We start from the raw sequence: 13,106 nt of genomic DNA on the forward strand, positions 1-13,106 counted from the left end.
ACGGTGGTGGTCGTCTTGTCACCGGTGTGGGTGAGGTCGTCGATCCCGGCCGAGGCGCTGGTCATCACGGCTTCGGTGCGCAGCGGGTTGATCTCGGAGACCGCGCCGACGAACGTGGTCTTGCCCACGCCGAAGCCGCCCGCCACCACGATCTTCGCGGAGGTGGTGGAGCGGGGAGCCGCTCCGCCGTTAGAGCTTGCGAAGTCCACTGAGCACCCTTTCGAGCAGTGTCACGTCTGGCTGGCCACCGGCAGACTCGTCGCCGCCGGGCTGGTGAATGGCGACAAGGCCCGCCTCCGCCAGGTCGGCTACGAGGATGCGGGCGACACCAAGAGGAATGGAGAGAAGTGCCGAGATCTCCGCTACGGATTTGATCTCCTGGCACAGGCGGCAGATGCGCTGGTGCTCGGGCAACTGCCCTTGCAGACGCGCGGGATCTGCCGTGGTACTGACCAGCGCCTCGATGGCGAGCTGGTAGCGCGGCCGAGTACGGCCGCCGGTCATCGCGTACGGACGCACCAGCGGGTTGTGGGCCTTCGGAGCGGGCTGTCGCGCGGCGCGCGGCGGCGGCTGCTGCGGAGGCATCTGGGGCTGTCCGTACTGCTGCTGCTGGTAGGGATGCTGCTCCGGCACAGGGCGGCTGGGCGCGGAGGGAAAGTTGAAGCGGTTCTGGTCGTGCCCACCCTGCGGCTGCTGCGCGCCGCCATAAGGATGTCCTCCGGGTGTTGTCACGTTTCCTCCTCCGACTCCAAGTACGCAGTACTCCCTGTGGAACCGCGCCACCGCACCCTATGGTGCGATGGCGCGAAACGCACTGCCTGTCTGCTAGTTGAGCAGACTTCCTTGCAGCTCGGCGCGCAGATCCGGAGTGAGGACGCTGCCCGCGCGATCCACCAGAAGGGCCATTTCGTAGCCCACAAGGCCGATGTCGCACTCGGGGTGCGCGAGCACCGCGAGGGACGATCCGTCCGAGACCGACATGAGGAAAAGGAATCCCCGGTCCATCTCGACCACGGTCTGGTTGACGGCGCCACCCTCGAAGATGCGGGAGGCACCGGCGGTCAGCGAGGTCAGTCCGGAGGCCACGGCCGCCAGCTGATCGGCGCGGTCCCGCGGAAATCCGTCGGACATCGCCAGAAGAAGGCCGTCGGCGGAGACCACCACCGTGTGGGACACCCCAGGGGTGTTGTCCACGAAGTTGGTGATCAACCAGTTCAGGTTCTGTGCCGCCTGGCTCATCGGGCTCACACTAACGCTCCTGGTCATAGCTGTTACTTGACTGCTCAGAACCCGCGCTGCGTCCTTGCTGGACACCGCGCCGCAGGTTGCTCAACCTGCCGCGGACGTCCTCCGGAGCGCGGGAGACCTGGGGGCCGCCCTGCGGGGTCGTCTCCGCTGCGCCCTCGACCAGGTTGGCCTTGGGCACTCGCCGAGGGAGACCGGACGGGGTGACCCCGCCCGCCTTCGGCTCACGGAGCTTTCCGGCCTGCTGCCAGCGTTCGTCGTTGCGCGAACGCCAGGCGGCGGTGCCTTCAGTTTCCTCCGGGGCCCGCTCCGGTTCGGCGGGCTGCTGCTGACGCGGCGACCGCTGCTCGAAGAGGGATCCGGTGGACTCCGTTTCCTGCTTCCCCGGCGGCCACTGCTGCTGGCTGCCGCGTCGCGGCAGGCCCGCTCCGGTCATCGTGTGACCGGTGTCGGCAGCGGCACCCGGACGGTCGAAGCCTACGCGCTCCGGAGCCGGTTCGGGGACGGCCCGGGATTCCGATTCAGTCCCGTAATCCTGCTGGTAGGCAGCCGGATAGGTGTTCTGTTCGGGCCATTCGGCCTGCCCCGACCCGGCTTCGAAACCATTGTCGTAGCCCTGCGTGGCCGGCTGCTGATCCGGATAACCGTCTTCCGTATAGCCGTAGCCCTGCTGCGGGTACGCCTCGTAGCCCTGCTGCGCCTGCTGGGCCTGCTGAGCCTCGTAGGAGGTGTCGTAGGCCTGCTCGGACTGCTGCTCGTAGCCCTGGTACTCCTGGTACCCGTGCTCCGGCTGAGGTTCCGGATACTCCTGGCCGTAGCCCTGCTGCTGTTCCTGCGGGTAACCCACCTGGGCCGCCAGCGCGGCCCGGCGCTCCTGCTGGCCCAGGGACCGGCCGACCGGGTCGGCAGGGAGGCCGTCGGCGCCCTGCTGGTCGTACCGCGAGTCGTCGAAGCCGAGCTCGGCGGCAGTGCGCAGCGGGGGAGCGAGCTGGGCCTGCTGCTCCGGGATGATCTGCGAGACCGTGAAGTCGTCGTCCGGAATGCCCTCGCCACCGCCACCGTGGGTGATGGCGTCGGGGAGCATGACCAGCGAGGTGGTACCGGCAGCCTCGCCCGAGGGGCGCAGCTGGACGCGGATGCTGTGGCGGTCCGCCAGTCGGCCGACCACGAACAGACCCATGCGCTGCGAGATCGCGGCGTCCACGGTCGGCGGGTTGGCCAGCTTGTGGTTGATGTCCGCGAAGTCCTCGGCGGTGAGGCCGATGCCCTTGTCGTGGATCTCGACCATCACGCGGCCGTCGGGCAGACGCGTGGCGTTGACACGGACCTTGGTCTGCGGGGAGGAGAACGTGGTGGCGTTCTCCAGGAGCTCGGCGAGCAGGTGCACGAGGTCGGTCACGGCCTGGCCGTGGATCTCCGCGTCCGAGACACCCGAGAGCTCGATGCGCTCGTACTGCTCCACCTCGGAGGAGGCGGCGCGCAGCACGTCGACGAGCGGGACCGGCTGGTCCCAGCGGCGGCCCGGCTCCTCGCCCGCGAGGATGAGGAGGTTCTCGCCGTTGCGGCGCATACGGGTGGCCAGGTGGTCCAGGCGGAAGAGGTTCTCCAGCTGGTCCGGGTCGGCCTCGTTGTTCTCCAGGTCGGTGATGAGGGTCAGCTGGCCCTCGATCAGCGACTGGTTGCGCATGGAGAGGTTGGTGAAGATCGCGTTGACGTTCCCTCGCAGGAGCGCCTGCTCGGCCGCGAGCCGTACCGCTTCCCGGTGGACCTGGTCGAAGGCGCGGGCGACCTCGCCGATCTCGTCCTGGGAGTCGATGGGGATCGGGTGGACGCGCGTGTCCACCTTGCCGGGATCGGTGCGCGAGAGCTGGTCGACGAGCATCGGCAGGCGCTGCTCGGCGATGTCGAAGGCGGCGCTGCGCAGGCGGGCCATCGCGCGGCCCATCTGGCGGGCCATCATGCCGGCCAGGATGAAGGCGGCGAGCAGGGCCACGACCACGATGGCGCCGTTGACGATCGCGTCGGTGCGGGCGTCGTCGGAGACGGCGACGGCGTCCTTGACGGCCTTGTCGAGGAGTTCCTTCTCGACCTCGTCGTAACCGTCGAACTTCGCGGTGGCGGCGGCCTGCCAGAACGCGGGGGTGGCCCCGGTCTCGGAGAGCTTCTTCTTGCTCTCGCTGTTGGCGATCGCATCGGTCATGCCGGCGAGCGCCGAATCCCCGATCGTGGGCGGGGGTACGAAGCGGACACCGGCCTGCTCGGCCTGGTGCTTCGCTTCAGCGATCTTGGCCGCGCCCTCCTCGGACTTCTTGGCCATGACCGCCTTGAGGCGGTTCACGTCGTCCTCGGTACCCGCCGCGACGTACTCGCCGATGGCGATCTCTTCGAGGTAGGCGTAGGAGGAGAAGGCGACGAGCTGGGCCTTGCGGGTGTTCTCGTCGGCGCTCGGGCGCACCAGCAGGTGCGTACCGACGGAGCGCTGCAGCGAGTTCGCCGCCTTGGCCAGCTGGATCGCGTAGACCATGCGGCCGTACGAGGTCACGTTGCCGGTGCCGAGACCGAGCTCGTTCGCGAACTGCATGAGGTAGTGCTGGACCAGCACATAGCCCTCTTCGGTCGGGATGGGCCCGGCCGTCCTGGGCAGATCCTTCTTGGGGCTTTCGATCGCCGCCACGTACGCCTTGTCGCGTACGGCGTCGAGCTTGGGCTCCTCCGCGCGGAAGAGGTCCAGGCGTCGCTCCAGGCCGAGGTTCTTCGGCATGTCCTGGACGGCCTTGTCGAACTTCTCCTTGGCCGCGGTGGTGTCCGCGTAAGCCTTGAGGACCTTCGGGTCCTTGGTCTGGCCGTTCAGGAGGGGCTCGGCGGTCAGGTCACGCTCGTTGAGCAGTGCCTGGCTGTAGCCCGAGGCCGCCTGGACGACCGTGGCTATCTTCTCGGCGTCCTGGGCCTCGTTCCAGGTGTCGATGGAGCCCTTCACCTGGAAGCCGCCCATGACCAGACCCACGAGGGCCGGCACGAGCAGGATGGCGTTCAGACGGGTCGGCACACGCCAGTTGCGGGGCGAGAACCTGCTCTTGCTCCCGCTGCTCGCGGGTGGTTCCACGGGCACGTCGACGGGCGACGCGGCCGCTCGCGGCGGCGGGGTGAAGTTGCCGCGCGCGGGTTCATCCGCGGGGCTTGCGATGCTTCGCCTCACTCGACCAACAACCTCTCGGCGGTGCTACTAGCTAGTTCGTTGAATTCCAGCACGGTTAACGGCCGTGTTCCAAACAGTTGAAACCGGCCGTACCCAGAAGCTTATGCCCTACATAAATCGGACATAAAGAGCGTCCTGCGGCAAATATGGGGCCAATTGTGCGCGCAGCGATACCAGGCGAGCGCACCCTGTTGCCAAGTGGCCGTAATTCTCTGTCGAAACGTTATGAACGAGAAGGGCGGGCCGTGTCGTAGGACACAGCCCGCCCCTCCCGCGCGGCAACTGAAACCGTGTTACTTGAGCCGGGCCATGAGGGCGTGCTCGACGAGCGTGATGAGCGCGCTCTTGGCGTCCGCGCGGTGGCGGGCGTCGGTGGTGATGATCGGGGCGTCCGGGCCGATCTGGAGGGCCTCGCGGACTTCCTCGGGCGTGTAGGGCTGGTGTCCCTCGAAGCCGTTGAGGGCGATGACGAACGGCAGGCCGCTGTTCTCGAAGTAGTCGACGGCCGGGAAGCAGTCGGCGAGACGGCGGGTGTCGACGAGCACGATCGCACCGATGGCGCCGCGGACGAGGTCGTCCCACATGAACCAGAAGCGGTCCTGGCCCGGGGTACCGAAGAGGTACAGGATCAGGTCCTGGTCGAGCGTGATGCGGCCGAAGTCCATGGCGACGGTGGTGGTCGTCTTGTCACCGGTGTGGGTGAGGTCGTCGATCCCGGCCGAGGCGCTGGTCATCACGGCTTCGGTGCGCAGCGGGTTGATCTCCGACACGGCTCCGACGAACGTGGTCTTGCCCACGCCGAAGCCGCCCGCCACCACGATCTTCGCGGAGGTGGTGGAGCGCGGAGCCGCTCCGCTAGATGTTCCGAAGGCCACTGAGCACCCTTTCGAGCAGCGTTACATCCGGCGTGCCGCCGGCCTCTCCATTGCCCGGCTGGTGGATGGCCACCATTCCGGCCTCCGCCAGGTCGGCGACGAGGATCCGGGCGACACCGAGCGGCATCGACAGCAGTGCGGAGACCTCGGCGACCGACTTGACCTCGCGGCACAGCGTGCAGATGCGCTGGTGCTCCGGGAGCAGGCCGGAGAGGTGCATCGGATCGGCGGTGGTGCTGACCAGCGCCTCGATGGCGAGCTGGTAGCGGGGCCGGGTCCGGCCGCCGGTCATCGCGTACGGACGCACCAGCGGCTGATCGCCTTCCGAGTACGAGTCTCCGTACGAATCGGAGTAGGCGGGGGGCGGGGTCATTGATCCTCCGGGCTGGACAGCAGTGGTCAGCGTGCCGTCTTACGGGGCGGCCGGTGGGGGGAACGGGATGACGGCCTGGCGGGGGTACTGGATTCCGGGGCGGGGCCCCGATCTCCCGGCCGGTAGTACCGTCCGGCCGGGAGAGTGGGAACTCAGCCGAGCAGAGTTCCCTGCAGTTCGGCGCGCAGGTCCGGGGTGAGGACACTGCCCGCGCGATCCACCAGAAGGGCCATCTCGTAGCCCACGAGGCCGATGTCGCACTCGGGGTGCGCCAGCACGGCCAGCGAGGATCCGTCCGAGACGGACATGAGGAAGAGGAATCCCCGGTCCATCTCGACCACGGTCTGGTTGACGGCGCCACCCTCGAAGATGCGGGAGGCACCGGCGGTCAGCGAGGTCAGTCCGGAGGCCACGGCCGCCAGCTGATCGGCGCGGTCGCGGGGGAATCCTTCGGACATCGCCAGAAGGAGTCCGTCGGCGGAGACCACCACCGTGTGGGACACCCCAGGGGTGTTGTCCACGAAGTTGGTGATCAACCAGTTCAGGTTCTGTGCCGCCTGGCTCATCGAACTCAACTAACGCTCCTGCTGGTAAGTGGGGTCGATGTGGTAACTGCCGGTCGCCGGTCCGTTGCCGGCCTGACGGCCCTGCTGGATACCGCGTCGGAGGTTGGTCAGACGGCCGCGGACGTCGTCCGGCGCCCGCGAGACCTGCGGACCCGCCTGAGTTTCCGCCTGCTGCTGCGCGGTGCCGGCCACGAGGTTCGCCCGCGGGACCCGGCGGGGCAGCCCCGAGGTCGTGATGCCGCCCGCGGCGGGCTGACGCACGCGTTCGGCCTGCCGCATCAGTTCGTCGTTCGGCGAGGACCGCCAGCTGACGGTCGGCGTGGTGCCGGTCGCCGTGACGGCGGACTCCGCCGCCTCCTGGCCGCGCTGCGGCAGCGGCTGCTGCTGCGCCGGGGCCACCGGAGCGGACTGCGCACCCTGCTGGGGGATCGCCGTGGCCGGTCCCTGCGCGGGGGGCTGCTGCCCCTCCTCGCGGAACCAGTTCGACTCCAGGGTGTCGAAGATCGGGCTGCGGGCGTCGCCGGAGCTCGGAGCCGGGGGCAGTGCCTCCGGCCGGTGAGCCTGCGGCAGCCGCGGGGTCTCGGGGCGTGCGGGCGGTGCGGGTGCGTACCCGTTGCCGGCCTGCGGAGCCTGAGCCTGGGGCTGTTGCGGGGCGTGGCCGCCGACACCGGGGCCGCCGGGCCGCTGGGGCTGGTAGCCCGGGCGCTCGAACTGTCCGGTGGTGGACGGGTTCATGGGGCCCCGCACGTCCGGACGCTCGAACTGTCCGGTCGTGCTGTTGCCGCCGTCCGCCTGGGGCATCGGGGCGTTGAAGTCCGGGCGGGCGAACTCGGCCGTCGAGCCGGGGCCCGAGAGCTCGTCGTGACCGCGGGCCTGGTCGCTGCCCCAGCTGGGGGTCTGCGGGTTGGGCAGCTCCGCACGAGGAGCACCACCGCGCGGCGAGAGCTGCGGCCGCGGGCCGTTCGAATCCGGTGCCGCGGGAGCGGCCGGCTGCTGGGGCCGCTGCTGCTGGGACTGCTGCGGGGGCTGCTGGGGTCGCTCGAAGCCGTTGCCCTGCGGGTATCCGGTCGGACCGGAAGCCGGACGGGCCTGCGGGCCACCGGCGAATCCGGCACTGGCGACCGGACCGCGGGCCGGCAGCGGAGCACCGGAACCGAAGGCACCCTGGCCCTGACCCGCGGTGGTCGGCCCCTGCTGGGGACGGCCACCGGGAGCACCGGGACCACCCTGCTGCGGGCGACCGCCCTGCGGGCCCTGCGGACGCTGACCGGCGGCGCCGTCGCGACCCGGCAGAGCGGCGCGCTGGCCGCCACCGGCGACCTGACCGCGCTGCGGGCCCGAGCCCACGGACGGACGCGCCGGCGCACCGCCGACGGCACCCTGCCCACCGGGGGCACCCGGAGCGCCACCGGGGCCGCCCTGACCACCCTGGCCCGGCATCGGAGCCGGCTTCTTGCCGCCCTGGGCGACATCCACCGGCAGCATGACGAGGGCCGTCGTACCACCCGAGTCGGAGGGGCGCAGCTGGATGCGGATGCCGTGTCGCAGGGACAGGCGGCCGACCACGAACAGACCCATGCGGCGGGAGACGGAGACGTCCACGGTCGGCGGCGAGGCGAGTCGCTCGTTGATCGCGGCGAGGTCCTCGGGGGAGAGGCCGATACCGGTGTCGTGGATCTCGACGAGCACGCGGCCGTCGGGCAGCGCGTGACCGGTGACCTTGACCTTGGTCTGCGGGGAGGAGAACGAGGTGGCGTTCTCCAGCAGCTCGGCGAGGACGTGCACGAGGTCGTTGACGACGCGGCCGGCGACATCGGTGCCGGGCACCGAGGACAGCTCGACACGCTCGTACTGCTCCACCTCGGAGGCGGCGGCACGGAGCACGTCGACCAGCGGGACGGGGCGGGTCCACCGGCGGCCCGGCTCCTCGCCCGCGAGGACGAGGAGGTTCTCGCCGTTACGGCGCATGCGGGTCGCGAGGTGGTCGAGCTTGAAGAGCGAGGACAGCTGGTCCGGGTCGGCCTCGCGCGACTCCAGCTCGGAGATGAGCGAGAGCTGGCGCTGGATGAGGCCCTGCGAGCGGCGCGAGAGGTTGGTGAACATCGCGTTGACGTTGCCTCGCAGGAGAGCCTGCTCGGCGGCGAGTCGGACGGCCTCGCGGTGCACGTCGTCGAATGCCGCGGCCACCTGGCCGATCTCGTCGCGGGTGTGCACACCGACCGACTCCACGGACGTGTCCACGTCCTGCGGGTCGGACTCGGACAGCTGCTTGACGAGCTCGGGCAGCCGGTCCTGGGCGACGCGCGTCGCGGTGTCCTGCAGGCGGCGCAGCGAGCGGATCATCGAGCGGGCCATGACGAAGGCGCCGACGAGGGAGACACCGAGGACGAGGAGGATCAGGGCACCGTTGATGATGGCGTCCTGCTGGGCCTCGTTCTTCAGCTCACGGGCCTTCTGCTCCATCTCCTCGAGCAGCGTCAGCTCGATGACCTTCATCGCCTGGAGCTTGGTGCCGTCGGCGTCGTACCAGTCGAGCCACGAGCGGTTCTTCTCCCGGAGGAACGCGTCCTGGCTGGCCAGGACACGGCGGGAGTAGCCGTCGGCGGTGGAGATCTCGGAGTTGCTGTCACCCAGACCCGCGAGGAGCTCCTCGGTCCGGCCCTGGTAGACGAGTCCGAAGGTCGTCTTCGACTGCTGCTCGCCCTTCTGCGCGGAGAGGGCGTACAGCCGGTCGTTCTCCTTCAGCTCACCCTGACGCTCGTTGGTGTCGGGGAGCGAGGCGGCGATGATCGCGCGCTGGATGGAGGCGTACTCCTTGGCGGCGGAGAACGCGGCCAGGGCACGGGTACGCTTGATCATCTCCGGGTTGGAGGTGGCCTGCGCCATGTCCTGGGAGAGCGAGAGCAGCGAGACGATGACCGCGTTGTACTCACTGACGGTCTGCTGGGCGCCGTTGACGTACGCACGGGTGCGGATCGTCTCGATGTTGGTGAGCTGGCGGCCGATCTGCAGGACGTTGTTACGGATCGACCGGAGCGTGTCGTCCTTCTCGCCCGTGCTGTCGACCTTGTCGGTCGCGGCGGCGAAGGCCTTGGCGGCGGTGTCCGTCTGCTGACGGACGACATCGACACTGCTGGTGGTCTTGCCCCTGGAGAGGGAGAGCGGACCCGCGGAGAGGTCGCGCTCCTCCTGGAGCATGGCGGCCAGGTTGGTGGCCTGTCGCGTCATCGTCGTCAGCAGCTGCATGTGCTCCAGCTGCGCGATGTCGTTGAGCGAGTCGTTGATACGGAAACCACCGAGCGTGGTGGCGGCGACGACCGGCAGGGTCAGCAGCGACACCAGTCGCGTGCTGATGCGCCAGTTCTGCATGGCGAGACGAGAACCGGGCCCGCTGGGGGCCTTCGGTATCGCCGCGTCCTGCTCAGCCGGTCCGGCAGGCGCGGCGGGTGCGGCTTTCGCCTTGACCCTGGCCTTCACGGACTTCCCACGGCCCTTCGCCTTCACCGCGGCGGAGGTGTCGGGGCGTGCGCCTTCGACAGCCGGCCCGCGGTTCTGGGCGTGCTGGGGCGAGGAGCCACGGTCGGTCCCGCCGCGCGGCTCCTGCTCCGCCGCAGCGCTGCCATCCCTCTTGAATCGTCCCTGCACTAGCGTCGCAACCTCTGGACCAGGCGTCCCGCCGGGCGACCGGTGGGACGGTGTCGAGTCGTGGGGCACTTGCCGCCCCATGGTGGTCGTCGGTGACCGGCGCGTCTTCCTCTCCATGCCACCGCGCTCGGCGCGGTGTCGCGCCACCTGCGCGCCGGCTGATTCCCGCGGCGGTCCCGCGAATTCCAGCACAGTGGAGGATCTCCAACAAGGTGCGAGTGTCGGCCCGGAGAGTCGGTTACGGCTTGTGACAGACGGGCTACACGATGTGCGACCGCATTCGGCAGAAACCGGACTTACGCCATCCAAACAACGCGGCCGTCAAGGTGTCCCAGTCGAGATGATCAGGAGCGGAATGACGCATTCAGTGGCGCAATGTCCGTTTCGCGGGGTGAAGTTGACTGTCCATAATGCCGGTAATGTCCGGTCAAGGGTGAGCAAACTCACACAGCTGTGGCCATTACTTCCTGGTTCGCCGGGGGATTCAGATGTTTAGCCTTGCCCCTTAAAGGGTTGGCGCCAGGGTTGGTGCATGCGCCGGCCGACACTCCCAGATCGAACCGAGGACCCCGAACTCCGATGAAGACGACGACGATGTTCCGCAACATAGCCAACCCCCGCCGCACGACCCTCGCGCACCTCAAGGACGCCGAGGAACTGCAGGCGGCACCGGCCACCCCGGAGCACTCCGTCGAGCTGCCGACGCAGACCGCGAACCCGCGCCGCACCATCCTCATGAACGTGCCGGTCGCCGTCGCCGCGGAGTAGCCACCCCGCAAAGGAACGTGAAGCGCCGATGCCCGCCGCGTTAGCCTGGGGTCCGCAGACTCCAGCCAGCGGACATACAGAGGGGCAGACGCAACAGGTGCGCATCGCCAGGTTCTCGATCGACGGCAACGTCGCGTTCGGCGCGGTCGAGGGCGACGGCGCCCCCGGCGACGACTCCACGCTCGTGCTCGACATCATCAAGGGCATCCCCTTCGCGGACTTCGAGCTCTCGGGCACGAAGGTCCCGATGAGCAAGGTCCGGCTGCTGCCGCCCGTGCTCCCGAACAAGGTCGTGGCCATCGGCCGCAACTACGCGGAGCACGCGGCGGAGCTCGGCAACGAGGTCCCCGACGCTCCGATCACCTTTTTCAAGCCCTCCACCTCGGTGGTCGGCCCGGGCGACCCGATCACGTACCCCTCCTTCTCCCAGGACCTCCACCACGAGGCGGAGCTCGCCGTGGTCATCGGCCGTATGTGCCGGGAGGTCCCGAGGGAGCGCGTCAAGGACGTCATCCTCGGCTACACCTGCGCCAACGACGTCACCGCGCGCGACGTCCAGCAGCGGGAGAAGCAGTGGGCCCGGGCCAAGGGCTTCGACAGTGCCTGCCCCCTCGGCCCCTGGATCGAGACCGACCTGGACCCGAGCGACCTGACCATCCAGTGCACGGTCAACGGCGAACAGCGCCAGCTCGGCCGTACCAGCGACATGGTCCGTTCCATCGAGGACCTGATCGTCCACATCTCCGAGGCCATGACGCTGCTGCCCGGCGACGTCATCCTCACGGGGACCCCGGCCGGAGTCGGCCCCCTCAACGTCGGCGACGAGGTCGCCGTCACCATCGAAGGCATCGGCACTCTCACCAACAAGGTGATCAAGCGTGGCTAACGCGACCCCCCGCGTACGTTTCTGTCCGTCCCCGACCGGCAACCCCCACGTGGGCCTGGTCCGCACCGCCCTCTTCAACTGGGCGTTCGCCCGCCACCACGGCGGTACGTTCGTCTTCCGCATCGAGGACACCGACGCGGCCCGCGACTCCGAGGAGTCCTACGACCAGCTGCTCGACTCGCTGCGCTGGCTCGGCTTCACCTGGGACGAGGGCCCCGAGGTCGGCGGTCCGCACGCCCCGTACCGCCAGTCCGAGCGCATGGACATCTACGCGGACGTGGCCCAGCGGCTGCGCGACGGCGGTTACGCCTACGACTGCTACTGCTCGACCGAGGAGCTGGACGCGCGCCGCGCCGCCGCCCGCGCGGCCGGGAAGCCCTCCGGCTACGACGGCCACTGCCGCGAGCTGACCCAGGTCCAGCTGGAGGCGTTCCAGGGCGAGCACCGCCCCTCGATCGTGCGCTTCCGGATGCCGGACGAGCCGATCACCTTCACCGACCTGGTCCGTGGCGAGCTGACCTTCACCCCGGAGAACGTCCCGGACTTCGGCATCCTGCGGGCCAACGGCGCTCCGCTGTACACGCTGGTCAACCCGGTCGACGACGCGCTGATGCAGATCACGCACGTGCTGCGCGGAGAGGACCTGCTGTCCTCCACCCCGCGCCAGATCGCGCTCTACAAGGCGCTGATGGAGCTCGGCGTCGCCACCGGCATCCCGCAGTTCGGCCACCTGCCGTACGTGATGGGCGAGGGAAACAAGAAGCTCTCCAAGCGCGACCCCGAGGCCTCGCTCAACCTGTACCGCGAGCGCGGCTTCCTTCCCGAGGGCCTGCTGAACTACCTTTCGCTCCTCGGCTGGTCCTTCTCCAAGGACCAGGACGTCTTCTCGATCGAGGAGATGGTGTCGAAGTTCGACATCGACGGCGTCAACGCCAACCCGGCGCGCTTCGACCTCAAGAAGGCCGAGGCGATCAACGCCGACCACATCCGCCTGCTCGACCCGAAGGCCTTCGCGGACGCCTGCGCCCCCTGGCTGCAGGCCCCGCACGCCAACTGGGCCCCCGAGGACTTCGACGCCGAGGCCTGGGCGCGGATCGCCCCGCACGCCCAGACCCGGGTGACCGTCCTGTCGGACATCACCGCCAACGTCGACTTCCTGTTCCTGAAGGAGCCGGTGGAGGACCAGGCGTCGTGGGACAAGGCGATGAAGGGCGACCCGGCGGCGCTGCTGACCACGGCGCGCGAGAACCTGGCGAACGCCGACTGGTCGGACCCGGAGTCCCTCAAGCAGGCCGTCCTGACCGCCGGTGAGGCCCACGGCCTCAAGCTCGGCAAGGCCCAGGCGCCGGTCCGCGTGGCCGTCACCGGCCGCACGGTCGGCCTGCCGCTCTTCGAGTCCCTGGAGATCCTGGGCCAGGAGCGCTCCCTGGCCCGTATCGACGCGGCCCTGGCGAAGCTCGCCGCCTAGGCCGTCTCTTTCGGATCTTGTCGGCCGAGCCCGAGGCGTCCGGTGCCGTGCCCGGCAAGGCGGAGGGGCGCCCGTGTACTGGAC

The 13,106-nt window shown here is 69.4% G+C and carries 10 protein-coding genes and 1 pseudogene; 3 read left to right on the forward strand and 8 right to left on the reverse strand.

The window, feature by feature from the left end; all coding sequences use genetic code 11:
• From ACWGIU_RS13150 to ACWGIU_RS13185, 8 genes and pseudogenes are all read right to left on the reverse strand, one after another.
• Positions 1–209: pseudogene (locus tag ACWGIU_RS13150) on the reverse strand (ATP/GTP-binding protein); the annotation flags it as partial.
• Positions 190–732, reverse strand: a complete 543-nt coding sequence (locus ACWGIU_RS13155; RefSeq protein ID WP_202199558.1) for a DUF742 domain-containing protein — start codon at positions 730–732, stop codon at positions 190–192. The gene ACWGIU_RS13155 and the pseudogene ACWGIU_RS13150, both read right to left, overlap by 20 nt.
• 93 nt (positions 733–825) lie before the next feature.
• Complete coding sequence (locus ACWGIU_RS13160; RefSeq protein ID WP_030037347.1) at positions 826–1,239, reverse strand: roadblock/LC7 domain-containing protein; 414 nt, start codon at positions 1,237–1,239, stop codon at positions 826–828.
• A 10-nt stretch (positions 1,240–1,249) separates the two neighbouring features.
• Complete coding sequence (locus ACWGIU_RS13165; protein WP_453705238.1) at positions 1,250–4,441, reverse strand: nitrate- and nitrite sensing domain-containing protein; 3,192 nt, start codon at positions 4,439–4,441, stop codon at positions 1,250–1,252.
• A gap of 293 nt (positions 4,442–4,734) precedes the next feature.
• Entirely contained in the window at positions 4,735–5,316 is a 582-nt protein-coding gene (locus ACWGIU_RS13170; protein WP_399543677.1) for a GTP-binding protein, read from the reverse strand.
• On the reverse strand, positions 5,297–5,689 hold the full coding sequence (locus ACWGIU_RS13175) for a DUF742 domain-containing protein (RefSeq protein WP_030014827.1): 393 nt from the start codon (positions 5,687–5,689) through the stop codon (positions 5,297–5,299). Before ACWGIU_RS13175 ends, ACWGIU_RS13170 begins: the two co-directional genes overlap by 20 nt.
• Before the next feature lie 152 nt (positions 5,690–5,841).
• Positions 5,842–6,255, reverse strand: coding sequence for a roadblock/LC7 domain-containing protein (locus tag ACWGIU_RS13180; RefSeq protein ID WP_453705248.1), 414 nt, complete (start codon positions 6,253–6,255; stop codon positions 5,842–5,844).
• Between the two features lie 9 nt (positions 6,256–6,264).
• A complete protein-coding gene (locus ACWGIU_RS13185) occupies positions 6,265–9,900 on the reverse strand; it encodes a nitrate- and nitrite sensing domain-containing protein (protein WP_453705240.1) in 3,636 nt (1,211 codons plus the stop codon).
• 579 nt (positions 9,901–10,479) lie between these two features.
• Between ACWGIU_RS13185 and ACWGIU_RS13190 the strand changes: the two genes are divergently transcribed.
• The 3 genes from ACWGIU_RS13190 to gltX all read left to right on the forward strand — a co-directional run bounded on the left by ACWGIU_RS13190 (position 10,480) and on the right by gltX (position 13,022).
• Complete coding sequence (locus tag ACWGIU_RS13190; RefSeq protein ID WP_453705242.1) at positions 10,480–10,668, forward strand: hypothetical protein; 189 nt, start codon at positions 10,480–10,482, stop codon at positions 10,666–10,668.
• Between the two features lie 97 nt (positions 10,669–10,765).
• Complete coding sequence (locus tag ACWGIU_RS13195; RefSeq protein WP_453705244.1) at positions 10,766–11,554, forward strand: fumarylacetoacetate hydrolase family protein; 789 nt, start codon at positions 10,766–10,768, stop codon at positions 11,552–11,554.
• Positions 11,547–13,022, forward strand: coding sequence for a glutamate--tRNA ligase (gene gltX / locus ACWGIU_RS13200; protein ID WP_453705246.1), 1,476 nt, complete (start codon positions 11,547–11,549; stop codon positions 13,020–13,022). Before ACWGIU_RS13195 ends, gltX begins: the two co-directional genes overlap by 8 nt.
• Positions 13,023–13,106 lie beyond the last annotated feature (84 nt).

This window comes from Streptomyces sp. NPDC054840 (assembly GCF_053611065.1).

What these genes read in the sequence shown, in the direction of transcription:
- ACWGIU_RS13160 (WP_030037347.1), bottom strand. Translation starts at nt 1,239, where the DNA reads ATGAGCCAGGCGGCACAGAACCTGAACTGGTTGATCACCAACTTCGTG.
- ACWGIU_RS13175 (WP_030014827.1), bottom strand. Translation starts at nt 5,689, where the DNA reads ATGACCCCGCCCCCCGCCTACTCCGATTCGTACGGAGACTCGTACTCG.
- ACWGIU_RS13180 (WP_453705248.1), bottom strand. Translation starts at nt 6,255, where the DNA reads ATGAGCCAGGCGGCACAGAACCTGAACTGGTTGATCACCAACTTCGTG.
- ACWGIU_RS13190 (WP_453705242.1), top strand. Translation starts at nt 10,480, where the DNA reads ATGAAGACGACGACGATGTTCCGCAACATAGCCAACCCCCGCCGCACG.